The 20,596-nt window shown below is 71.6% G+C and carries 19 protein-coding genes; 15 read left to right on the plus strand and 4 right to left on the minus strand.

Features of this window, described 5'->3' with window-relative positions; genetic code table 11:
• Nucleotides 1-219 precede the first annotated feature (219 nt).
• Together ACWGPE_RS09840 and ACWGPE_RS09845 are read left to right on the plus strand one after the other, a co-directional pair.
• The gene (locus ACWGPE_RS09840) at nucleotides 220-1,950 is read left to right on the plus strand and encodes a glycerol-3-phosphate dehydrogenase/oxidase (protein WP_231430141.1); all 1,731 of its coding nucleotides are present in this window, start codon (nucleotides 220-222) and stop codon (nucleotides 1,948-1,950) included.
• A 97-nt stretch (nucleotides 1,951-2,047) separates the two neighbouring features.
• Nucleotides 2,048-2,887 carry an SURF1 family cytochrome oxidase biogenesis protein gene (locus ACWGPE_RS09845; RefSeq protein WP_231430142.1) on the plus strand — a complete coding sequence of 280 codons (840 nt, stop codon included), beginning with the start codon at nucleotides 2,048-2,050 and terminating at the stop codon, nucleotides 2,885-2,887.
• Between the two features lie 24 nt (nucleotides 2,888-2,911).
• Here the strand turns inward: ACWGPE_RS09845 and ACWGPE_RS09850 are convergent, their stop codons facing one another.
• Nucleotides 2,912-3,316, minus strand: a complete 405-nt coding sequence (locus tag ACWGPE_RS09850) for a VOC family protein (protein WP_376931264.1) — start codon at nucleotides 3,314-3,316, stop codon at nucleotides 2,912-2,914.
• Nucleotides 3,317-3,406: 90 nt separating this feature from the next.
• On the opposite strand from ACWGPE_RS09850, the gene ACWGPE_RS09855 reads away from it, so the two are divergent.
• The 4 genes from ACWGPE_RS09855 to ACWGPE_RS09870 all read left to right on the plus strand — a co-directional run bounded on the left by ACWGPE_RS09855 (nucleotide 3,407) and on the right by ACWGPE_RS09870 (nucleotide 7,165).
• Complete coding sequence (locus ACWGPE_RS09855; RefSeq protein WP_275505482.1) at nucleotides 3,407-4,003, plus strand: TetR/AcrR family transcriptional regulator; 597 nt, start codon at nucleotides 3,407-3,409, stop codon at nucleotides 4,001-4,003.
• A 9-nt stretch (nucleotides 4,004-4,012) separates the two neighbouring features.
• Nucleotides 4,013-4,537, plus strand: coding sequence for a DUF3817 domain-containing protein (locus tag ACWGPE_RS09860; RefSeq protein WP_231430145.1), 525 nt, complete (start codon nucleotides 4,013-4,015; stop codon nucleotides 4,535-4,537).
• Nucleotides 4,534-6,117 carry a glutamine-hydrolyzing GMP synthase gene (guaA, locus tag ACWGPE_RS09865; RefSeq protein WP_231430146.1) on the plus strand — a complete coding sequence of 528 codons (1,584 nt, stop codon included), beginning with the start codon at nucleotides 4,534-4,536 and terminating at the stop codon, nucleotides 6,115-6,117. The genes ACWGPE_RS09860 and guaA overlap by 4 nt, the downstream gene beginning before the upstream one ends.
• A 100-nt stretch (nucleotides 6,118-6,217) precedes the next feature.
• The gene (locus ACWGPE_RS09870) at nucleotides 6,218-7,165 is read left to right on the plus strand and encodes an L-lactate dehydrogenase (protein ID WP_275505483.1); all 948 of its coding nucleotides are present in this window, start codon (nucleotides 6,218-6,220) and stop codon (nucleotides 7,163-7,165) included.
• A gap of 84 nt (nucleotides 7,166-7,249) precedes the next feature.
• On the opposite strand, the gene ACWGPE_RS09875 is transcribed toward ACWGPE_RS09870, so the two are convergent.
• Entirely contained in the window at nucleotides 7,250-8,053 is an 804-nt protein-coding gene (locus tag ACWGPE_RS09875) for a Bax inhibitor-1/YccA family protein (RefSeq protein WP_231430150.1), read from the minus strand.
• A 157-nt stretch (nucleotides 8,054-8,210) separates the two neighbouring features.
• Here ACWGPE_RS09875 and ACWGPE_RS09880 point away from each other — a divergent pair, with 157 nt between their 5' ends.
• From ACWGPE_RS09880 to ACWGPE_RS09910, 7 genes are all read left to right on the plus strand, one after another.
• Entirely contained in the window at nucleotides 8,211-9,266 is a 1,056-nt protein-coding gene (locus ACWGPE_RS09880; RefSeq protein WP_275505484.1) for a glycerophosphodiester phosphodiesterase family protein, read from the plus strand.
• 152 nt (nucleotides 9,267-9,418) lie between these two features.
• The gene (locus ACWGPE_RS09885) at nucleotides 9,419-11,923 is read left to right on the plus strand and encodes an ATP-dependent helicase (RefSeq protein ID WP_231430152.1); all 2,505 of its coding nucleotides are present in this window, start codon (nucleotides 9,419-9,421) and stop codon (nucleotides 11,921-11,923) included.
• Nucleotides 11,924-11,934: 11 nt separating this feature from the next.
• Nucleotides 11,935-12,504: an NUDIX domain-containing protein gene (locus ACWGPE_RS09890; RefSeq protein WP_231430153.1), complete on the plus strand. Its 570-nt coding sequence runs from the start codon at nucleotides 11,935-11,937 to the stop codon at nucleotides 12,502-12,504.
• The gene (locus tag ACWGPE_RS09895) at nucleotides 12,501-13,607 is read left to right on the plus strand and encodes an FUSC family protein (RefSeq protein WP_452048600.1); all 1,107 of its coding nucleotides are present in this window, start codon (nucleotides 12,501-12,503) and stop codon (nucleotides 13,605-13,607) included. The genes ACWGPE_RS09890 and ACWGPE_RS09895 overlap by 4 nt, the downstream gene beginning before the upstream one ends.
• Before the next feature lie 82 nt (nucleotides 13,608-13,689).
• Entirely contained in the window at nucleotides 13,690-15,105 is a 1,416-nt protein-coding gene (locus tag ACWGPE_RS09900; protein WP_452048601.1) for a ferredoxin reductase family protein, read from the plus strand.
• The gene (locus ACWGPE_RS09905) at nucleotides 15,102-15,656 is read left to right on the plus strand and encodes an FMN-binding protein (protein WP_275505488.1); all 555 of its coding nucleotides are present in this window, start codon (nucleotides 15,102-15,104) and stop codon (nucleotides 15,654-15,656) included. The genes ACWGPE_RS09900 and ACWGPE_RS09905 overlap by 4 nt, the downstream gene beginning before the upstream one ends.
• Before the next feature lie 5 nt (nucleotides 15,657-15,661).
• Nucleotides 15,662-16,465, plus strand: a complete 804-nt coding sequence (locus ACWGPE_RS09910; RefSeq protein WP_231430157.1) for an FAD:protein FMN transferase — start codon at nucleotides 15,662-15,664, stop codon at nucleotides 16,463-16,465.
• A gap of 87 nt (nucleotides 16,466-16,552) precedes the next feature.
• On the opposite strand, the gene ACWGPE_RS09915 is transcribed toward ACWGPE_RS09910, so the two are convergent.
• The gene (locus tag ACWGPE_RS09915; RefSeq protein WP_231430158.1) at nucleotides 16,553-17,275 is read right to left on the minus strand and encodes a VIT1/CCC1 transporter family protein; all 723 of its coding nucleotides are present in this window, start codon (nucleotides 17,273-17,275) and stop codon (nucleotides 16,553-16,555) included.
• Between the two features lie 52 nt (nucleotides 17,276-17,327).
• Complete coding sequence (locus ACWGPE_RS09920; RefSeq protein ID WP_452048602.1) at nucleotides 17,328-18,191, minus strand: DUF72 domain-containing protein; 864 nt, start codon at nucleotides 18,189-18,191, stop codon at nucleotides 17,328-17,330.
• Between the two features lie 219 nt (nucleotides 18,192-18,410).
• Between ACWGPE_RS09920 and sucC the strand changes: the two genes are divergently transcribed.
• Nucleotides 18,411-19,574, plus strand: coding sequence for an ADP-forming succinate--CoA ligase subunit beta (gene sucC, locus ACWGPE_RS09925; RefSeq protein ID WP_452048603.1), 1,164 nt, complete (start codon nucleotides 18,411-18,413; stop codon nucleotides 19,572-19,574).
• 15 nt (nucleotides 19,575-19,589) lie between these two features.
• Nucleotides 19,590-20,498 carry a succinate--CoA ligase subunit alpha gene (gene sucD / locus ACWGPE_RS09930; RefSeq protein ID WP_231430161.1) on the plus strand — a complete coding sequence of 303 codons (909 nt, stop codon included), beginning with the start codon at nucleotides 19,590-19,592 and terminating at the stop codon, nucleotides 20,496-20,498.
• The last annotated feature ends 98 nt before the right edge of the window (nucleotides 20,499-20,596 follow it).

Raw genomic sequence — 20,596 nt, forward strand, 5'->3', positions numbered from 1 at the left:
ACGTGCCGTCGTCGAGCCGTATCTCGGGTCGTAGTTCCAGCGGGGCTGAGTTCGAACGGGTCGTCGTCGAGCCGTGACCCGGGCCGTCGTCCTCGCACGGCCGGGCTCGAAGCAGCCATCGTGACCCGCCGCAAGAGGCTTACCCATCCGCGGTCGCTCGGGTAGCGTGGAAACGGATCACGCGGCCGAGCCACGAGGCCGCGGGGATGGGGTGGCACGATGGCGCAGCTCAAGTCGGTGACGCGTTCGCAGAAGCTCGGACCGGAGGAACGCGACGCCGCGATCGCGCGACTCAAGGAGAAAGAGCTCGACGTGCTCGTCGTCGGCGGCGGCATCGTCGGCACCGGCGCGGCGCTCGACGCCGTCACGCGCGGGCTCTCGACCGGCCTCCTCGAGGCCCGCGACTGGGCCTCGGGCACCTCGAGCCGGTCGTCGAAGCTCGTGCACGGCGGCATCCGCTACCTCGAACAGCTCGACTTCCGCCTCGTGCGCGAGGCGCTCATCGAGCGAGGGCTGCTGCTGCAGCGCATCGCGCCGCACCTCGTCAAGCCCGTGCGCTTCCTCTACCCGCTCCAGAAGCGCGTGTTCGAGCGGTTCTACGTCGGCGCCGGCATGATGCTCTACGACATCTTCAGCTACACCGGAGGGCGCCCGCCCGGGGTGCCCCATCACCGGCACCTGTCGAAACGGCAGGTGATGCGTGCCATCCCATCGCTCTCGAAGGACGCACTCGTCGGCGGCCTGACCTACTACGACGCTCAGGTCGACGACGCCCGCTACGTCGCATCGCTCGCCCGGACGGCGAGCTTCTACGGCGCGCACGTCGCGAGCCGGGTCAAGGTCGAGGGCTTCATCAAGGTCGGCGAGCGGGTCGTCGGCGTGAAGGCGCACGACCTGCAGACCGACGAGCACTTCGAGGTGCGCGCGAAGCAGGTCGTGAACGCGACGGGCGTGTGGACCGACGACACCCAGCGCATGGTGGGCGAGCGCGGCACCTTCAAGGTGCGCGCGTCCAAGGGCATCCACCTCGTCGTGCCCCGTGACCGCATCCAGTCGGCGATGGGCATGATCTTCCGCACCGAGAAGAGCGTGCTCTTCGTGATCCCGTGGGGTCGGCACTGGCTCATCGGCACCACCGACACCGACTGGAACCTCGACAAGGCGCACCCCGCGGCGACCGCCGCCGACATCGACTACCTGCTCGAGCACGTCAACCGCGTGCTCGCGATCCCGCTCACCCGCGAAGACGTCGAGGGCGTCTACGCCGGGCTGCGGCCGCTGCTCGCCGGTGAGAGCGAGCAGACGTCGAAGCTGTCGCGCGAGCACCTCGTGGCGCACACCGTGCCCGGGCTCGTCGTGATCGCGGGCGGAAAGTGGACCACCTACCGAGTCATGGCGAAGGATGCGATCGACGCCGCCGTCGACGCGCTCGACGGCAAGGTCCCGGCGTCGACCACGCAGGACATCCCGCTGCTCGGCGCCGAGGGCTACCAGGCGGCGTGGAACAAGCGCGGCAAGATCGCGCGGGCGTTCGGCGTGCACAAGGTGCGCATCGAGCACCTGCTGAACCGCTACGGCACCCTGACCGACGAGCTCCTCGACCTCATCCGCGCCGACCCCGAGCTCGGTGAGGCACTGCCCGGTGCCGACGACTACCTCGCCGCCGAGGTGGTCTACGCCGCCTCGCACGAGGGGGCGCTGCACCTCGACGACGTGCTCGCACGTCGTACCCGCATCTCGATCGAGTCGTGGGACCGCGGAGTGTCGGCAGCGCCGGTCGCGGCGAGGCTCATGGGCCGGGTGCTCGGCTGGGACGAGGCGCGCGAGACGCTCGAGGTCGAGCGCTACCTGCAGCGGGTCGCCGCAGAGCGCGCGTCGCAGGAGCAGCCCGACGACGAGTCCGCCGACCGGGTGCGGCTCGAGGCGCCCGACATCGTGAAGGTGGACTGAACAGGGAGGCCGGTGGTCTCGACACGGCGCTGCGCGCCGACTCGACCGGCCGCTGGCCGAACGACCTCCCAGCCGCGCGCCGGTAGGCTTGTCCATCGTGTCCGCCGACTCACGCCGCGCCGTCGTGCGCATGATGCTGCGCCCGCGCTGGATCGCCGCGCTCGTCGCCGCGCTCGCCGTCGCCGCAGGGTTCGCCCTGCTCGGCCAGTGGCAGATCGAGCGGGCCGTCGAGCAGGCGGTCGTCATCGAACGGCCGACCGAGCAGGTGATGCCCTTCGACGGCATCGCCGAGCCCGACTCGCCGACGCGGCAGGCGGTCACCGCGCAGCGCGTCGAGGTCACCGGCACCTACGTGCCGGGCGACACGGTGATCGTCGAGGGGCGCCTGAACGACGGCGTCCTGGGGTACTGGGCGGTCGCCCACCTCGAGGTCGCGGAGGCGCCGGCCGGAGGCCTCCCCATCGCGCTGGGCTGGGCGGCCGACGAGCCGACCGTGCGAGCCGCGCTCGACGAGTTCGAGGCCGGGCTCGACGGCAGCACGCGGGTGAGCGTCGTCGGCCGGTTCCTGCCGACCGAGGCGCCGGTGCCGCCCGACACCGACGACGACCCGTTCGCGATGAACACCGTCGCGGTCGCGCAGCTCATCAACCTGTGGGCCGACTACGACGACCGGCCCGTCTACTTCGGCTACGTCACGGCCTCCGACCCCGTCGCGGGACTCGACGCGATCTCGTCGCCTCCGCCCGAGCAGACCACCGAGCTCAACTGGCTCAACGTGTTCTACGCGGTCGAGTGGGTCGTGTTCGCGGGCTTCGCGATCTACCTCTGGTACCGGCTCGTGCGCGACGCCGTCGAGCGCGAGCGCGACGAGGCGGAGGCCGCCGCGGACGCGACCTCGGCACCTGCGTCGGCCGCGGGGGCGCCCGGCGACGACTGATCGTCCGTCGGGAAGCGCGGCCGCTCACGCCCCGAACGCCGCCGCGAACTCGGGCGACGGCTCGATCTCGGTGATGACGTCGACGAGCACGCCGCCGGGGTCGCGCACGATCACGTGCCGCTGGCCGAACGGCTCGCTGCGCAGCTCCTGCACGATCGGCACGCCGGATGCCTCGAGCCGGGCCGCGATCGCGTCGACGTCGTCGACCTCGAGGTTGACGAGCACGCCGCGGGCCGTCACGCCGTAGCCGGCGGGGACCGACACGTGCGCGGGGTCGAGCAGCGCGAGCTCGTGTCCTGAGCCGGGGTGTCGGAGGCTCACGTACCAGCCTGACTCGAAGGCGTTCTCGAAGCCGAAGTGATCGCGGTAGAAGCGGGCGCTCGCCGCGACATCCGCGGAGCAGAGCACGGGATAGCAGCTGTGCAGCATGGGTTCCCCTGACGATCGAAAGATGCATACAGACTGTATGTATGTGTCATGATGGGTGACGTACAGTGTGCATGTCAACCGGGAGGCGACGTGGCGACGAAGGCCGAGCAGCGCGACCGCACGCGCAGCGAGATCGTGCGCCTCGCGACCGCCCGATTCGCCGTCGACGGCTACGCGGGGGTGGCCCTCGAAGACCTGATGGCCGAGGCGGGCCTCACCCGCGGGGCGCTCTACCACCACTTCGGCAGCAAGCGCGGCCTCTTCCAGGCGGTGGTCGAGCATGCGCAACTCGGCGTCGCCCGGGCCGTCGAGCAGGCGGCCACCGGTCACGACGACGTGCTCGACGACTTCCTCGCCGGCTGCCGCGCATTCCTCGAGGCGAGCCTCGCGCCCGAGGTGCGGCGCATCCTGCTCATCGAGGGGCCGGCCGTGCTCGGCTGGGGCGAATGGCGCGAGGGCGACCTCGAGTCGAGCGTGCGCCTGCTCGACGAGGGCGTCGCCGAACTCGCCGAGGCGGGCGTCATCGACGACCGGTCGCTCGACACGGTCGCGACGATGCTCTCGGGGGCGCTCAACGAGGTCGCGATCGCGAACGCGGCCGCGCCCGACCCGGCCCGCGGCATCGACGACGCGGTCGCCATGCTGCGCCGGTTCGTGCTGAGCCTGCGCCCAGCCGACGCCACGTAGACTGTGTTCATGCCCCTCGAGCCCAAACTCGCCGATCTGCCGCGCATTCGCGGGGCGCTGAAGTTCTACCAGGTGGCCTCGGTCATCACGGGCGTCATGCTGCTGCTGCTCTGCGCCGAGATGCTCGTGAAGTACGTCTGGCACTACGAGCTCTTCGCGTTCGGCCCGAACGGCGTGCTCTCGCTCGAGCCCGTGCTCGAGACGGCCTCGGGGCTCGAGTCGACCGGGCAGGGCGTGAACCTCTCGACCGGCATCCTCATCGCGCACGGCTGGTTCTACGTCGTCTACCTGTTCAGCGACTTCAGGCTGTGGAGCCTGATGCGCTGGCCGTTCACGCGGTTCATCGTCATCGCCCTCGGCGGCGTCATCCCGTTCCTCTCGTTCTTCCTCGAGGCGCGTATCGGGCGCGAGGTGCGTGCGTACCTCGACCGGCGCGAAGCCGACGCCGCGGCCGGCGACGACGCCGGCGCGGCGGGCGGCACCAGCCCCGAGGCATCCGACCCCACCCCCGACTCCGTGGAGGCCCAGCAGTGACCGACCAGCAGACCGAGCAGCGGCCCGTTCTCGTCGTCGACTTCGGCGCGCAGTACGCGCAGCTGATCGCGCGGCGCGTGCGCGAGGCATCCGTCTATTCCGAGATCGTGCCGCACACGATCTCGGCCGACGAGGTGCGCGCCAAGAACCCGATCGGCATCGTGCTCTCGGGCGGACCCAGCTCGGTGTACGAGCAGGGCGCCCCTCAGCTCGACGAGACGATCCTCGAGCTCGGCGTGCCCACCCTCGGCATCTGCTACGGCTTCCAGGTGATGGCGCGGCACTTCGGCGGCGAGGTCGCCGAGACCGGCGCCCGCGAGTACGGCGCGACCGCCGCGACGGTGACGGATGCCTCGGGCAACGCGCTCCTCGTCGACCAGCCGGCCGCGCAGACCGTGTGGATGAGCCACGGCGACTCGGTCGCCCGCGCGCCCGAGGGCTTCGAAGTGCTCGCCTCGACCGAGTCGACCCCGGTCGCCGCGTTCGCGAACGACGAGCGCAAGCTCTACGGCGTGCAGTGGCACCCCGAGGTGAAGCACTCGCCGTTCGGCCAGGGCATCATCGAGAACTTCCTGCACCGCGCCGCCGGCATCCCCGCCGAGTGGAACTCGGGCAACGTCATCGCCGAGCAGGTCGCCCGCATCCGCGAGCAGGTCGGCGACGCCCGCGTCATCTCGGCGCTCTCGGGCGGCGTCGACTCGGCCGTGTCGACCGCACTCGTGCAGCGCGCCGTCGGCGACCAGCTGACCGCGGTCTTCGTCGACCACGGGCTGCTGCGCAAGGGCGAGCGCGAGCAGGTGCAGAACGACTACGTCGCCGCCACGGGCGTGCGCCTCGTCACGATCGACGCCGAAGCGACCTTCCTCGACGCGCTCGCCGGGGTCACTGACCCCGAGGAGAAGCGCAAGATCATCGGTCGCGAGTTCATCCGCGCGTTCGAGGCCGCCGAGCGCGACCTCATCGCCGAGGCCGCCGCCGACGGCAAGCCGATCAAGTTCCTCGTGCAGGGCACGCTGTATCCAGACGTCGTCGAGTCGGGCGGCGGCTCGGGCACCGCGAACATCAAGAGCCACCACAACGTCGGCGGCCTCCCCGAAGACCTGCAGTTCGAGCTCGTCGAACCGCTGCGCACCCTCTTCAAAGACGAGGTGCGCGCGATCGGCCGCGAACTCGGGCTTCCCGAGGCGATCGTCGGCCGCCAGCCGTTCCCCGGCCCTGGCCTCGGCATCCGCATCGTCGGCGAGGTCACCCGCGACCGGCTCGAGCTGCTGCGCGACGCCGACGCGATCGCCCGCGAAGAGCTCACGAAGGCCGGTCTCGACGGCGAGATCTGGCAGTGCCCGGTCGTGCTGCTCGCCGACGTCCGCTCGGTCGGCGTGCAGGGCGACGGCCGCACCTACGGCCACCCGATCGTGCTGCGCCCGGTCTCGTCGGAGGATGCGATGACCGCCGACTGGACCCGACTGCCCTACGACGTGCTCGCTCGCATCTCGAACCGCATCACCAACGAGGTGCGCGAGGTCAACCGCGTCGTGCTCGACGTCACCTCGAAGCCGCCGGGGACCATCGAGTGGGAGTGATCGCTCCCGTCCCCGTCGTGCTGGGTGGGGGGGGGCGAGGGGCGCGGGCGGTGGGGCGGGCGCCCTTCGGCGTTCACGGGGAGTGCGGCAGACTGGCCGCATGGGAGTCGTCGAGAACAGCAAGCTCACCGTCGTCGGCGCGGGGGCGGTCGGATCGAGCCTCGCCTACGCCGCGCTCATCAGGGATTCGGCAGCCGAGATCGTGCTCTACGACATCGCCGCCGAGAAGGTCGAGGCCGAGGTGCTCGACCTCGCGCACGGCACCCAGTTCACCCGGGCACGGGTCACGGGCGGTGCCGACGTGTCCGTCGTCGAGGGATCGCACGTCATCGTCGTCACCGCCGGGGCGAAACAGGCTCCGGGCCAGAGCCGCATGGATCTCGCCGCGACGAACGTCGGCATTCTCGAGCGGCTGCTGCCCGCCCTCCTCGAGCGGGCGCCGGACGCCGTCGTCGTGCTCGTGACGAACCCGGTCGACGTGCTCACGGTCGCGGCGCAGCGCATCACCGGGCTCCCTGTCGAGCGCGTGTTCGGATCGGGCACGGTGCTCGACACCTCGCGACTGCGCTGGCGGCTCGCCGAGCGGGCGGGCGTGTCGACGTCGAGCGTGCACGCCAACATCGTCGGCGAGCACGGCGACACCGAGTTCCCGCTGTGGTCGGAGGCGCGCATCGGTCCGGTCCCGATCCTCGACTGGGAGGGCGGTCGACGGTTCACCGCCGAGGAGCTCGACGGCATCGCGCGGGAGGTGCGCGATGCCGCCTACACGGTGATCCGCGGCAAGGGGGCGACGAACTACGCCATCGGGCTGACCGGTGCCCGCATCGTCGAGGCCGTGCTGCGCGACGAGCACGCCGTGCTGCCGGTGAGCACGGTGCACGGTCCGGAGATCCCCGAGCTCGAGGGGGTCGCGTTGTCGCTGCCGAGCGTCGTCGACGGCGAGGGCGCGCGCCCGATCGTCGGCACCCCGTTCTCCGATCGCGAGCGGGCGCAGCTCGCGGCATCCGCCGAGGCGATCCGAGCTGCCGCGTCGGCCTTCGGGTACTGAGCGCCGGAAACGCCGAACGGCCGCCCGAGGGCGGCCGTTCGGGTCTCGATACGGCGCTGCGCGCCCACTCGACCGGCGAGGAGCCTAGTCGCGCGCGATCGCGAGCATGCGCAGGATCTCGAGGTAGAGCCAGATGACGGTGACCATGATGCCGAAGACGCCGGTCCACTCGTACTTCTTCGGAGCGCGGTTGCGCACGCCCTGCTGGATGAAGTCGAAGTCGAGCACGAGCGAGTAGGCCGCCATGATCACGACGAGCACGCCGATGATGAGGCCCCACTCGATACCGAAGATGGGGCTCGGCATGGAGCGCACGTCGCCCACCACGCCGAAGAGCTGGAGGCCCCAGGTGACGAGCGAGAACACGAGGTAGCCCACCATCGCGATGAGGAACACCTTCGTCGCACGCTTCGACGCCCGGATCTTGCCGGAGGCGAACAGCGCGAGCGTCACGCCGAACACGACGAGCGTTGCGATGACGGCCTGAGCCACGATGCCGCCGCCGTACATCATCTCGTACCAGGCCGAGATGCCGCCGACGAAGACGCCCTGAACGCCCGCGTACGCGAGGATCAGCGCGGCCGACGGCTCGCGCTTGAAGACGTTGACCATCGCGAGCACGAAGCCGACGATGCCGGCGCCGATCCAGAGGAACGGCACGCTCTCGACGGTGAGCCAGCCGATCGCTGCACCGACGAGCAGCAGGCCGAAGCCGGCGACCGACTTCGCGAGCGTCGACTCGACCGTCATCGTCTCGCCGGCGGGCGGCGTCGCGGGCTGGTTGTACATCTCCTGCAGCTGCTGGGCCGAGATGTCCTGCGATGCGGCCACGGCTCCCTGCTGCGAGAAGGCGGAGTTCCGCGAGAATGCGGGGTTGTCGAGAGCCATGGGTTCCTCTGCTTTCGGCTGTCGTCGGATGCGGGGGATCGGCGACCGGATGCGGCATCCGCGCCGGTTAACAAACCTACCCGAGTTGTTCGAGACAACGCCGAGAGTTCCCGCGGAATTCCGGGCCGCGCGCACGGCCGCTGGCTACGCTGGGCAGATGCAGCACGACCTGGCCGGGCGCCCCCTCGTCATCGGGCACCGCGGTGCGCCGGGCTACCGGCCGGAGCACACCCGTTCGGCCTACGAGCTCGCATTCGCGCTCGGCGCCGACGCGGTCGAGCCCGACATCGTGTCGACCCGCGACGGCGTGCTCGTGCTGCGCCACGAGAACGAGATCTCGGGCACCACGGATGTCGCGTCGAGGCCCGAGTTCGCGGGCCGGCGCACGACGCGCGAGGTCGACGGCGCCCCGCTCACCGGCTGGTTCACGGAGGACTTCACGTGGGCCGAGCTCGCCACGCTGCGCGCCCGCGAACGGCTCGGCTCGCTGCGTCCCGCGAGCGCGAGCTTCGACGGGCGGTACCCGGTCATCAGGCTGCGCGACCTGTTCGGCCTGATCGACACCGCCGCCGACGAGCAGCGCCGTCTCATCCGCATGGTCGCCGAGTTCAAGCACGCCGCCCACTTCGCCGCGCTCGGGTTGCCGCTCGACGAGCTCTTCGCGGCCGAGCTCGAGGCCGCGGGCTGGGGGAGGGGCGACGAACGGCTCATCATGGAGGCGTTCGAGCCGACCCTGCTCGAGCGGCTCGCGGCCCGAGGCATCCGGGGCAAGCGGGTCGCGCTCATCGAGAACACCGGCAGCCCATGGGACCTCGTGCTCGCACAGGGCCGGCATGCCCCACGCTACGACGCGTTCCTCACCGCCGACGGCCTGCGCGGGCTCGCCGGCCGGTTCGACGGCGTGAGCGTCGGCAAGGGCCGCCTGGTGGGCGCGCCGCCGAAGCGCGCGAAGGATGCCTCGGCGCCGCCCCTGCGTGGGGCGGCGCTCGTCGTCGCGGCCCATGCGGCGGGGCTCGAGGTCTACACGTGGACGCTGCGACCCGAGAATCGATTCCTCGTACCGGCGAACCGGAAGGGTTCCACTCGAGCCGGTTACGGCGACTGGGCGACCGAGTTCGCCGACGTGCTCGCGACCGGGGTCGACGGCATCTTCGTCGACCACCCAGATCTGGGCGTCGAGGCGCGCGCGGACTTCGTGAGGCCGGTCGAGTAGCGACGAAGGAGCGTACCGAGACCACGTCCGCGGCGTGGTCTCGATACGGCGCTTCGCGCCTGCACGACCGACGGGCGGCGTGGTTTCGAGACGGGCGCCGCTTCCCGACGGCGAACCTCATGTCGGGGGCCGCGCCTAGACTTGAAGGCGACATGACGCTGATCCTCGACCCCGACGACCCGGCCGGCTGGCGCGAGGCGCCGCCCGCACGTTCCGCCGACGCATCCGGCCCCGGTTCCCGCCTCACCGACGGGCTCAACCCGCAGCAGAAAGAGGCCGTCGAGTACCGCGGACCGGCCCTGCTCATCGTCGCCGGAGCGGGGTCGGGCAAGACCCGCGTGCTCACCCACCGCATCGCGCACCTCATCGAGACGCGCGAGGCGTGGCCGAGCCAGATCCTCGCGATCACCTTCACGAACAAGGCCGCAGCCGAGATGCGCGAGCGCGTGCAGGCGCTGCTCGGCGACAGCGCATCGGGCATGTGGATCTCGACGTTCCACTCGGCGTGCGTGCGCATCCTGCGCCGCGAGGCCCAGTCGCTCGGCCTCTCGTCGACGTTCACGATCTACGACTCGGCCGACCAGCGCACGATCCTCAAGCGCATCATCAAGCAGCTCGACGCCGACACGATGGGCTTCACGCCCGCGAGCGCGCAGGCGAAGATCTCGAAGCTCAAGAACGAGCTCGCCGACGTCGAGACGCACGCGCGGAACGCGAACATGAACGACCCGCAAGAGGCCATGTTCCTCGAGATCTTCCGTCAGTACACGCGGCGCCTGCGCGAGGCATCCGCCCTCGATTTCGACGACCTGATCGCCGAGACCGTGTATCTCTTCCGTGCCTTCCCGAAGGTGGCCGCGCTGTACCAGCGCCGGTTCCGGCACATCCTCGTCGACGAGTACCAAGACACGAACCACGCGCAGTACGCACTGATCCGCGAGCTGACGCGGCCGATCGAGCCGGCCGTCGTGCGCGAGCTCGACGAGCACGGCATCCTGGTGCGGGGCCTCGTGGATGCCTCGGGGTCGATCCCGGGCGCGAGCCTGACCGTCGTCGGCGACTCCGACCAGTCGATCTACGCGTTCCGCGGCGCCGACATCCGCAACATCGTCGAGTTCGAGCGCGACTTCCCGGGCGCTCGGGTCGTGCTGCTCGAGCAGAACTACCGGTCGACGCAGAACATCCTGTCGGCGGCGAACGCGGTCATCTCGAACAACTTCGACCGCAAAGACAAGAAACTCTGGACGGCCGACGGAGACGGCGACCAGATCGTCGGGTACACGGGCTACACCGCGCACGACGAGGCGCAGTTCGTCGCCGACGAGATCGAGGCGCTGCACCGTGACGGCATCGCCTACCGCGACATCGCCGTGTTCTACCGCACCAACGCGCAGACGCGTGCGCTGGAGGAGATCTTCGTGCGGTCGGCGCTGCCGTACCGGGTCGTCGGCGGCACCAAGTTCTACGAGCGCGCCGAGATCAAAGACGCGATGGCCTACCTCATCTCGGTCGCCAACCCGCTCGACGAGCTCGCGCTGCGGCGCATCCTCAACACGCCGAAGCGGGGCATCGGCCCGGCCACCGAGACCGCGATCGCGACCTTCGCCGAGCAGAACGAGGTGAGCTTCCGCGAGGCGATGCGCGCGGCCGGCGGCCTCGGGCTCGGGCCGAAGGTGACGGGCGCGATCCTCGCGCTCGCCGACGTGCTCGACGAGGCGGCGGCCATGCTCGCCGCGCCCGGCGGGTCGACCGACGCCGAGGGCGACCCGACCGCGGGCGCCTCGGCCGGGGCCGCGACGGGCGTCTCCGGCACCAAGGTCTCCGACGTGCTCGTCTTCCTCATGGAGCGGTCCGGCCTGCTCGAGGCCCTCCGCAACAGCCGCGACCCGCAAGACGAGACGCGCGCCGAGAACGTCGAAGAGCTCGTGGCGCAGACCCGTGACTTCGACCGCGAGAACCCGGGGGCGACGCTCGTCGACTTCCTCACGCAGGTGTCGCTCGTCGCCGCGGCCGACGAGCTCGACGACGCCTCGGGCACGGTCTCGCTCATGACGCTGCACACCGCGAAGGGGCTCGAGTACCACGCGGTGTTCCTCACCGGCATCGAAGAGGGACTGCTGCCGCACCAGATGTCGGCCTCCGAGCCGGGCGGTCCTGCCGAAGAGCGACGCCTGTTCTACGTCGGCATCACGCGGGCGCGCAAGCGCCTCTACCTCTCGCTCGCGATGAGCCGGGCGCAGTTCGGCGAGGTCGCCGTGGCGATGCCGAGCCGCTACCTGCAGGAGATCCCCGAGGGGCTCATCGACTGGCGGCAGTCGCCGGGCATGGCCACGAGCCGGGGCGGAACCCAGCCGCGCGCACTCAACGCACGTCGCGACGGCGGCGCCTGGGGCACTCGTGATCGCGATCTCGAGCGGTTCAGCGTCACACGCTCGGCCAAGCCGAAGGCCGAGTGGGCGAACAAGGTCACCGGCACGGTTCGCGACAACGGCGACCTGACCCTCGAGGCGGGCGACCGCATCCGCCACGCCGACTTCGGCGAGGGCAAGGTGACCCAGGTCACGGGCGAGGGCACGAAGAAGATCGCGCACGTCTCGTTCGACCGCGCGGGCCAGAAGAAGCTGCTCATCAAGATCGCGCCGATCGAGAAGCTCTGAGGCCCGCCCGCATGTCCTGGCCGACCCGTTCGTCGCGCACCGTCTACGAGAACCGGTGGATCCGGGTGGTCGAAGACGAGGTCGTCCGGCCCGACGGCGAGGCCGGCATCTACGGCGTCGTCGAGCTGGCGCACCCGGCGGCGTTCGTCGTCGCCGTCACCGACGCCGACGAGGTGCTGCTCGTCACGGTCGACCGCCACACCGTCGGCACGAGCGTCGAGGTGCCGGCCGGCGGCACCGACGGCGAAGACCCGCTCGTCGCTGCGCGACGAGAACTCGCGGAGGAGACCGGGTACGAGGCAGTCGAGTGGCGTGAGATCGGTCGCATGACCGCGCTCAACGGCATCGCCCGCGCCGTCGAGCACGTGTTCCTCGCCACGGGGCTGCGCCGCTCCCGCGCTTCCGACGACGGCAGCGTCCCCCAGGCCTCGCACGCGACGCGGCTCGAGGAGGGCATCACCGGCGTGCGGGCGGTGCCGTGGCCCGAGGTCATGCGCATGGTGCGCGAGGGCGAGATCGCCGACGGCGAGACCATCGCCGCGCTGGGCTTCGCGGCGCTCGAGCTCGGCCGCCTGGCGTGAGTCGAGTGCTCGCGACCCTCTCAAGGTGGTGGCGTTCGGCACGCGCGCTCGACCTCGAAGTGGCATTGCGCGCCGCCGTCGCCGCGGCGGTGCCGCTCGCCATCCTCGTCGCGGTCGGCCGCATCGACTGGGCGTCGTACGCGGCGTTCGGCGGCATGGTCGCCATCTTCGGCCGAAGCGAACCGTACGGCATCCGGTTGCGCACGGTGACCGCGGCGGCAGCCGCGCAGCTCATCGCGACCGGGCTCGGCATCCTGCTCGCGGCCTCGGGTGCGCAGCCCGCCGCACAGGCCGGTGCCCTCGTGCTCGTCGTCGGCACGGTGATCGTCGGCTTCAACCTGCTCGGTGTGACGCCCTCGACGCCGCTCTTCGCGGTGTTCGGCCTGCTCGTGTGCGCGGCCCAGCCCGTCGACGACGGAACGGGCTGGCAGCGATGGGGCGTGGCATGGGCCGCGGCCGGTTTCGCGTGGCTGCTCGCGATGTCGGGCTGGCTGCTGCGCCGGCTCGCCGGCGATCGTGCCCGCCGCGCCTTCAAACCTCTGCCACGTCGCACGCCGACCCGCCTGCGCGGATACGCCGACCCCAGGCTGTGGCTCAACGTCGCGCAGAACGCGCTCGCCGCGCTCGCCGCGGGCGGCATCGCCGCCGCGCTCGGACTCGGCCACCCGTACTGGGCCGTGGTGAGCGCGATCGCGGTCATCCCGCCCGCCCGGGCCGCGCACACGATCTCCCGCGCGGTGCACCGCGTGCTCGGCACGATCGCGGGCGTCGCGGCGACGGCGCTCGTGCTGTGGCCGGAGCCGTCGGTCTGGGTGCTGGTCGCCGTCGTGGCGGTGTGCCAGTTCGGGGCGGAGGTGCTCGTCACCCGCCACTACGGCACCGCGCTCGTGTTCGTCACCCCGATGGCGCTGACGGTCGCCCACCTCGCTTCGCCCGTGCCGGTCGCGACCCTCATCGGCGATCGCGTCGTCGAGACGCTGCTCGGCGCCGCCGTCGGCGTCATCGCGGTGCTCGCGGCCCGCCGGTTCGTCGAGGCGGTGCCGATGCCGCCGCCGACGACCGCGACGCCGAGCGTCGGCCCGCACGGTCCGCCGAGCGGATGACCGGGATCCGCGTGCTCGACCTCCCAGCCCGCGCATAGCGAACTCACCGCCCCGCGATAGCTCGGCGGCGCACGATATGGCCATGGCATTCCTCGTGCATGACGCCCGGCACCTCGAGCGGCCCTCGCGCCGACTCGTGGACCGCGCCGCGCGGGGCACGAGGCGACTGTGGCGCGTCGACGTGCTGCAGGCGCTCGCGGTGGCGTCGGTCGCCGTCGCGCTCGCACTGTTCCTCGCCGACGGCGGGGCGACCCGCTTCGCTGATCCGGGTGCGGCGCTCACCTCGCTCGGCATCATCGCCGGGCTCGTCGCGACCGACCTCGTGCTCGTGATGCTGCTGCTCGCGGCGCGGGTACCGCTCATCGAGCGCGCGGTCGGGCACGACGCCGCGATGGCGCTGCACGGCCGGCTCGGCAAGCCCGTGCTGTACCTGTTGGTCGCCCACGGCATGCTGCTCGTCGCGGGATACACCGCCGCCGACGGCATCGACGTCGTCGCGGAGGTCGTGACGATCTGGAACCTGCCCGACCTCCCGCTCGCGATGCTCGGTTTCGCGCTGTTCGTCGTGGTCGTCGTCACCTCGCTCGTCACAGTGCGCCGGCGCCTGCGCTACGAGGTCTGGCAGCTCGTGCACCTGCTGTCGTACGCCGCCGTGCTGGCTGCGCTGCCGCACCAGTTCAGCGTCGGTGGACTCTTCGCCGAGGGCGGTTGGCAGCGCTGGTACTGGCTCGTCTTCGCCGTGGGCAGCTTCGCCGCGATCGTCGTGTTCCGGGTCGTGGTGCCGATCGCGACGTCGATGCGGCACCGGCTCGTCGTCGAGTCGGTCGTGCCCGTCGGCCGCCCGATCGACGGGGTGTTCTCGATCACGATGCGGGGGCGTCGGCTCGAGACGCTCGCGGCCTCGGGCGGGCAGTTCTTCATCTGGCGCTTCCTCGCCGGGGGCCAGTGGTGGCAGGCGCACCCGTACTCGCTCTCGGCCGTGCCGCACAGCGACCGGCTGAGGATCACCGTCAGGGCGCTCGGGGACGGCTCGTCGTCGCTCGCCCGCATCGCGCCCGGCACCCTTGTCGCCCTCGAGGGGCCGTACGGCATCTTCAGCGAGGCCGCGCGCACCCGTGACCGCATCGCCCTCGTCGGGGCGGGCATCGGGGTCACGCCCATCCGTTCGCTCCTCGAGCAGGCGACGTTCCGGCCGGGGGAGGCGACGGTCGTGCTTCGTACCACCGCACCCGGCGACGGCTGGCTGCTCGACGAGGTCGCCGACCTCTGCCGGTCGCGCGGCGCCACGCTCCTCACCGTTCCCGGGCCGCGCGGCCGCGGCTGGCTGCCGGATGCTGCCGAGCGCGAGGGGCTCGGCCTCGCCGCGCTCGTTCCGGCGGTCGCCGACAGTGACCTCTACGTCTGCGGCCCGCGCGGCTGGGCCGAGCAGCTGATCGCCGAGGCACGTGCGGTGGGCCTCGCACCCGAGCAGATCCATCACGAGAGGTTCGACTGGTGAGACGACGCGCGGTCCTCCTGGCCTCGGCGGCGTCGGCCGCCGCGATCCTCGGTGGCTGGCAGCTCGGCGAGGTGGCGACCGACGGTCTGACCGCGACCGGCACGCCGACGGTGACGAACGCGTCCGCGGGCTCGGCCGACGACGGAACCGGTGGAAGCTCGGGCTCGGGATCGGGTTCCGTCGACTTCAACGCCCTGACGCCGAAGGGCACGACCTCCGGGACCGGCGGCACGGATGCGGGCGGCACCGGCGCAGTCGCGACCACCGTCGACGGCACCTTTGAGGGCCCGACCGTCTCGACCCGCTTCGGCGACGTGCAGGTGCAGGTCACGATCGCGGGCGGGGCGATCTCCGACGTGACGGCGCTGCAGCTCACCGACCACGACGGCCGCAGCGTGCAGATCAGCAATCGCGCCGAGCCGGTGCTGCGCTCCGAGGTGCTGCAGGCGCAATCGGCATCGGTCTCGCTCGTGAGCGGTGCGACCTACACGAGTGCCGCCTACCTGCAGTCGTTGCAGTCGGCGCTCGACGCGGCGGGTTTCCCAGGATGACGACCGTGCCGCCCACGATGAAGCTGCCGCCGGGGGCGTTCGCCGCGATGGGCACGGTCGTCAGCGTGCGGCCGGGCACCTCAGCCGTCGGCGACCGCGATGCGTCTGCGTCACCGCCGCTCGACGACCAGGGGGCGCTCGGCCTGGTCGCCGACATCTTCGCCCGCTGGGAGCGCCGGTTCAGCCGCTACGAGGCGGGCTCCGAGCTGAGCCGGGTCGCGCGCGGCGAGCTCGCGCTGCCCGAGGCGAGCGCAGAACTCCGTGCGGTGTACGCGCGGGCGCTCGCGTGGCGCGCCCGCACCGACGGGTGCTTCACGCCTCACCGGGCCGACGGCGTCATCGACCTCGACGGCATCGTGAAGGCGCTCGCCGTCGAAGACGCGGGCGACGCCCTCGACGCCGCGGGCCGCACGGGCTGGGCGCTCGACGCGGGTGGCGACATCCTCATCGCCGAGGGGTCGACGGTGCGGGTCGGCGTCGCCGACCCGCACGACCGCAGCCGCCTGCTCGCCGGATTCGACCTCGACGGGGCGCGACGCCGCGCGCTCGCGACCTCGGGCAGCGCCGAGCGCGGCGATCACATCTGGACGACCGCGGGGCTCGAGCACACCCCGTTCGTGCAGGTGAGCGTCGCCGCAGCCGACCTCGTGACCGCCGACGTGCTCGCCACCGCGATCGTCGCGGGCGGGTACGCCGCCCTCGACGAGCTCGCCGAGCGATTCGACGTCGACGTGCTCGTCGTGGGGCATGGGCGCGAACTGCGTGCGACGCCAGGATGGCCGCGGGCCGGCGAGGCGCGGGCCGACTGAACGGGCCGGAAGGCCCCGGTATCAGGGCAGCGCCGGCCGCAGCTCCCGTGAGAGCGGTTCGTCGGGCTTCACTGGGCGAGCCGGGCGTCAGACCACGCCGCCGAGCAGCCCGCCGATGACCCACGTCACCACGAGCGCGAGCGCCCCGCCGATGACGACCCGCAGCACCGCCTTGCCGCGCGGGGCACCGCCGATCCAGGCCGAGAGCCAGCCGGTGATCGCGAGCGCCACCACGACCGCGACGAACGTCGTCGCGATGCGCCACTCGGGCGGCGGCAGCAGGATCGCGAGCATCGGCAGCACCGCGCCCACGAGGAACGACAGGGCCGACGCCCCGGCGGCGTGCCACGGGTTCACGACGTCGTCGGCCGAGATGTGCAGCTCCGCCTCGAGATGGGCCGCGAGCGCATCGTGCGCGGTGAGCTCGCGGGCCACCCGGTCGGCGGTCTCCTCCGAAAGGCCCTTGGCGCGATAGATGCCGACGAGTTCGGCGAGCTCCTGCTCGGGCATCTCGGCGAGCTCGCGGGTCTCCTTCGCGATGAGCGCGTGCTCGGTGTCGCGCTGGGTCGACACCGAGACGTACTCGCCGAGGCCCATCGAGATGGCTCCCGCGACGACCGACGCGATGCCCGCGACGAGGATCGCGCCGAGGTCGGTCGTTGCGGCTGCGACGCCGACGACGAGCGCGGCGACCGAGATGATGCCGTCGTTCGCGCCGAGCACGCCCGCGCGCAGCCAGTTGAGCTTCTCGTGCACCTTCGGGTCGTGCGGGTCGTCGCCGTGCGCGGGTTCGATCGAGGCATCCGTCATGTCGGCAGTCTTGCAGCGGTCGCCCGGCGCCGCCAGCGTGGCGAGGCTCGCCTCACCCCGGTGCGCCGGGTCGGGGAAGCCGCGCGATGAGCGCCATCGCGTCGAAGGGGGCGCGGACCTTCACGTCGTTGTCGAAGAAGAGGTACGCGTCGCGGCCGGCGTCGAGCTGCGTGCGCGCCCAGTCGGCCCAGCGGTCGAGCGCCTCGTCGTCGTAGCCGGAGGCGTAGAGCTCCTCCTCGCCGTGCAGCCGGGCGTACGCGAAGTCGGCGGTGACGCGATCGATCCGCGGGTACCGGCCGGCCGTGTCCGCGACGACGCTCGCCACGCGGTGCGCGGCGAGCAGGTCGGCCCATTCGTCGCCGGCCGCTTCGAACGACGGATGGCGCACCTCGACCGCGTGCCGGAGCGGCGCCTCCTCGCCGGCGCGGTAGGAGGCCCGGCCGCGCATCCGGTCGTCGTGCCGGGCGGCGAGGCGCGACGCCGCCGACCGCGTCGGGGGCAGCGAGCCGAGGAACCGCTCGAGCAGTCCGCGGTCGTAGGGAAGGGTCGGCGGCAGTTGCCAGAGGATCGGACCGAGCTTCGCGCCGAGGTCGAGCACACCCGAGGCGAAGAAGTTCGCGAGCGGTGCGTCCGACTCGTGCAGTCGCTTGATGTGCGTGATGAACCGCGGCCCCTTGACGGCGAACACGAAACCGTCGGGAACGGTGTCGCGCCAGCGCGCCCAGCTCGGCGGCCGCTGCAGCGCGTAGAACGAGCCGTTGAGCTCGATCGCCGACATGCGGTCGGCGGCATACGCGAGCTCGTCGGCCTGCCGGAGTCCGGCCGGGTAGAACTCCCGGCGCCAGCGCGGGTACACCCATCCCGAGATGCCGATCCGCACCTCCGGATGCCGCGTTCCACCGCCGCCGCGCGCCACCCCGCCAGTCTCGGGAAGCGCGCCCGCGCCGCCAAGGGGGTTGCCGTCCGGACACCGAGACACCGAGGCATCCCGCCCGATTCTCGGCCCGCCGAGGCGGGGAGTAGCATGGTAGTCGGCCCACTTGTCTTGACGTCGAGATGTTTTTCGTCGCCCTCCGGGCCGAAACCCACCAGCCCCTGTGCGCGATCGCGCGTGCGGACCGATTGGAAGTAGAGCGTGGATCTTTACGAGTACCAGGCCAGAGACCTGTTCGAGCAGTACGGGGTCCCGGTGCTCCCGGGCATCGTCGCCGACACCCCCGACGAGGTGCGTGCGGCGGCCGAGAAGCTCGGCGGCGTCGTCGTGGTCAAGGCCCAGGTGAAGACGGGCGGCCGCGGCAAGGCCGGCGGCGTCAAGGTCGCGAAGAACCCCGACGAGGCGTACGAGGCGGCCAAGGCCATCCTCGGCCTCGACATCAAGGGCCACGTCGTCAAGCGCGTCATGGTCGCCGGCGGCGCCCGCATCGCGCAGGAGTTCTACTTCTCGGTGCTGCTCGACCGCGCCAATCGCTCCTACCTCTCGCTCACGAGCGTCGAGGGCGGCATGGAGATCGAGCAGCTCGCCGTCGAGAAGCCCGAGGCGCTCGCGCGCATCGAGGTCGACCCGATCGCCGGCGTCGACGCGGCCAAGGCCCGTGAGATCGCGGTCGCCGCGAACTTCCCGGCCGAGCTCGTCGACAAGGTCGCCGACGTCTTCGTGAAGCTCTACGAGGTCTACAAGGGCGAGGACGCGACGCTCGTCGAGGTCAACCCGCTCATCCTCGACGAAGACGGCAACATCATCGCCCTCGACGGCAAGGTCTCGCTCGACGAGAACGCCGAGTTCCGTCACCAGAACCACGCCCTCCTCGAGGACAAGGCCGCGGCCGACCCGCTCGAGGCCGCCGCGAAGGCCCTCGACCTCAATTACGTCAAGCTCGACGGCGAGGTCGGCATCATCGGCAACGGCGCGGGCCTCGTCATGTCGACGCTCGACGTCGTCGCCTACGCGGGCGAGAAGCACGGCGACGTGAAGCCCGCGAACTTCCTCGACATCGGCGGTGGCGCCTCGGCCGAGGTCATGGCCAACGGCCTCGGCATCATCCTCGGCGACCCGCAGGTCAAGAGCGTGTTCGTCAACGTCTTCGGCGGCATCACCGCGTGCGACCAGGTCGCCAAGGGCATCGTCGGCGCGCTCGCCGAGCTCGGCTCGGCCGCGAACAAGCCGCTCGTCGTGCGCCTCGACGGCAACAACGTCGTCGAGGGCCGCCGCATCCTCGAAGAGGCCGCGCACCCGCTGGTGACGCTCGCCGAGAACATGGACCAGGGCGCCGACAAGGCCGCCGAGCTGGCGAACGCGTAAGGGACTCACAGAGAAATGACGATCTTCCTCAACAAGGACTCCAAGGTCATCGTCCAGGGCATCACCGGCGGCGAGGGCTCGAAGCACACCGCGCGCATGCTCGCGGCCGGCACCCAGGTGGTCGGCGGCGTGAACGCCCGCAAGGCCGGCACCACGGTGCTGCACACGGATGCCTCCGGCAACGCCGTCGAGCTCCCCGTCTTCGCCACCGTGGCCGAGGCCATGGCCTCCACCGGCGCCGACGTCTCGATCGCGTTCGTGCCTCCGGCCTTCACGAAGGACGCTGTCGTCGAGGCGATCGACGCCGAGATCCCCCTGCTCGTCATCATCACCGAGGGCGTGCCCGTGCAGGACTCGGCCGAGTTCTGGGCCTACGCCAAGGAGAAGGGCGGCACGACCCGCATCATCGGGCCGAACTGCCCCGGCATCATCAGCCCCGGTGAGTCGCTCGTCGGCATCACCCCGGCGAACATCACCGGCAAGGGCCCGATCGGCCTCGTGTCGAAGTCGGGCACGCTCACGTACCAGATGATGTACGAGCTGCGCGACCTCGGCTTCTCGACCGCGATCGGCATCGGTGGCGACCCCATCATCGGCACGACGCACATCGACGCGCTCGCCGCGTTCGAGGCCGACCCCGAGACCAAGGCGATCGTCATGATCGGCGAGATCGGCGGCGACGCCGAAGAGCGCGCGGCCGACTTCATCAAGGCGAACGTCACGAAGCCGGTCGTCGGCTACGTCGCGGGCTTCACCGCGCCCGAGGGCAAGACGATGGGCCACGCCGGCGCGATCGTCTCGGGCTCGGCGGGCACCGCGCAGGCGAAGAAGGAGGCCCTCGAGGCCGCCGGCGTCAAGGTCGGCAAGACCCCGAGCGAGACGGCGCAGCTCCTCCGCGAGGTCTACGCCGCGCTGGGCGCGTAGGGCCGACGCCGAGGCATCCCGGCCGGATCGACAGAACCCCGCAGACCGATGGTCTGCGGGGTTCTGCGTTCGGCGGGGCGAATCGGGGGGACGCACCC

Source organism: Agromyces sp. NPDC055658, from assembly GCF_053618155.1.

Excerpts from the sequence above, each read along its gene's own strand:
- ACWGPE_RS09900 (WP_452048601.1), top strand. The coding sequence starts at position 13,690 with ATGGCATTCCTCGTGCATGACGCCCGGCACCTCGAGCGGCCCTCGCGC.
- sucD (WP_231430161.1), top strand. The coding sequence starts at position 19,590 with ATGACGATCTTCCTCAACAAGGACTCCAAGGTCATCGTCCAGGGCATC.
- ACWGPE_RS09860 (WP_231430145.1), top strand. The coding sequence starts at position 4,013 with ATGCCCCTCGAGCCCAAACTCGCCGATCTGCCGCGCATTCGCGGGGCG.
- ACWGPE_RS09840 (WP_231430141.1), top strand. The coding sequence starts at position 220 with ATGGCGCAGCTCAAGTCGGTGACGCGTTCGCAGAAGCTCGGACCGGAG.
- ACWGPE_RS09875 (WP_231430150.1), bottom strand. The coding sequence starts at position 8,053 with ATGGCTCTCGACAACCCCGCATTCTCGCGGAACTCCGCCTTCTCGCAG.
- ACWGPE_RS09890 (WP_231430153.1), top strand. The coding sequence starts at position 11,935 with ATGTCCTGGCCGACCCGTTCGTCGCGCACCGTCTACGAGAACCGGTGG.
- ACWGPE_RS09915 (WP_231430158.1), bottom strand. The coding sequence starts at position 17,275 with ATGACGGATGCCTCGATCGAACCCGCGCACGGCGACGACCCGCACGAC.
- ACWGPE_RS09870 (WP_275505483.1), top strand. The coding sequence starts at position 6,218 with ATGGGAGTCGTCGAGAACAGCAAGCTCACCGTCGTCGGCGCGGGGGCG.
- ACWGPE_RS09850 (WP_376931264.1), bottom strand. The coding sequence starts at position 3,316 with ATGCTGCACAGCTGCTATCCCGTGCTCTGCTCCGCGGATGTCGCGGCG.
- ACWGPE_RS09880 (WP_275505484.1), top strand. The coding sequence starts at position 8,211 with ATGCAGCACGACCTGGCCGGGCGCCCCCTCGTCATCGGGCACCGCGGT.
- ACWGPE_RS09885 (WP_231430152.1), top strand. The coding sequence starts at position 9,419 with ATGACGCTGATCCTCGACCCCGACGACCCGGCCGGCTGGCGCGAGGCG.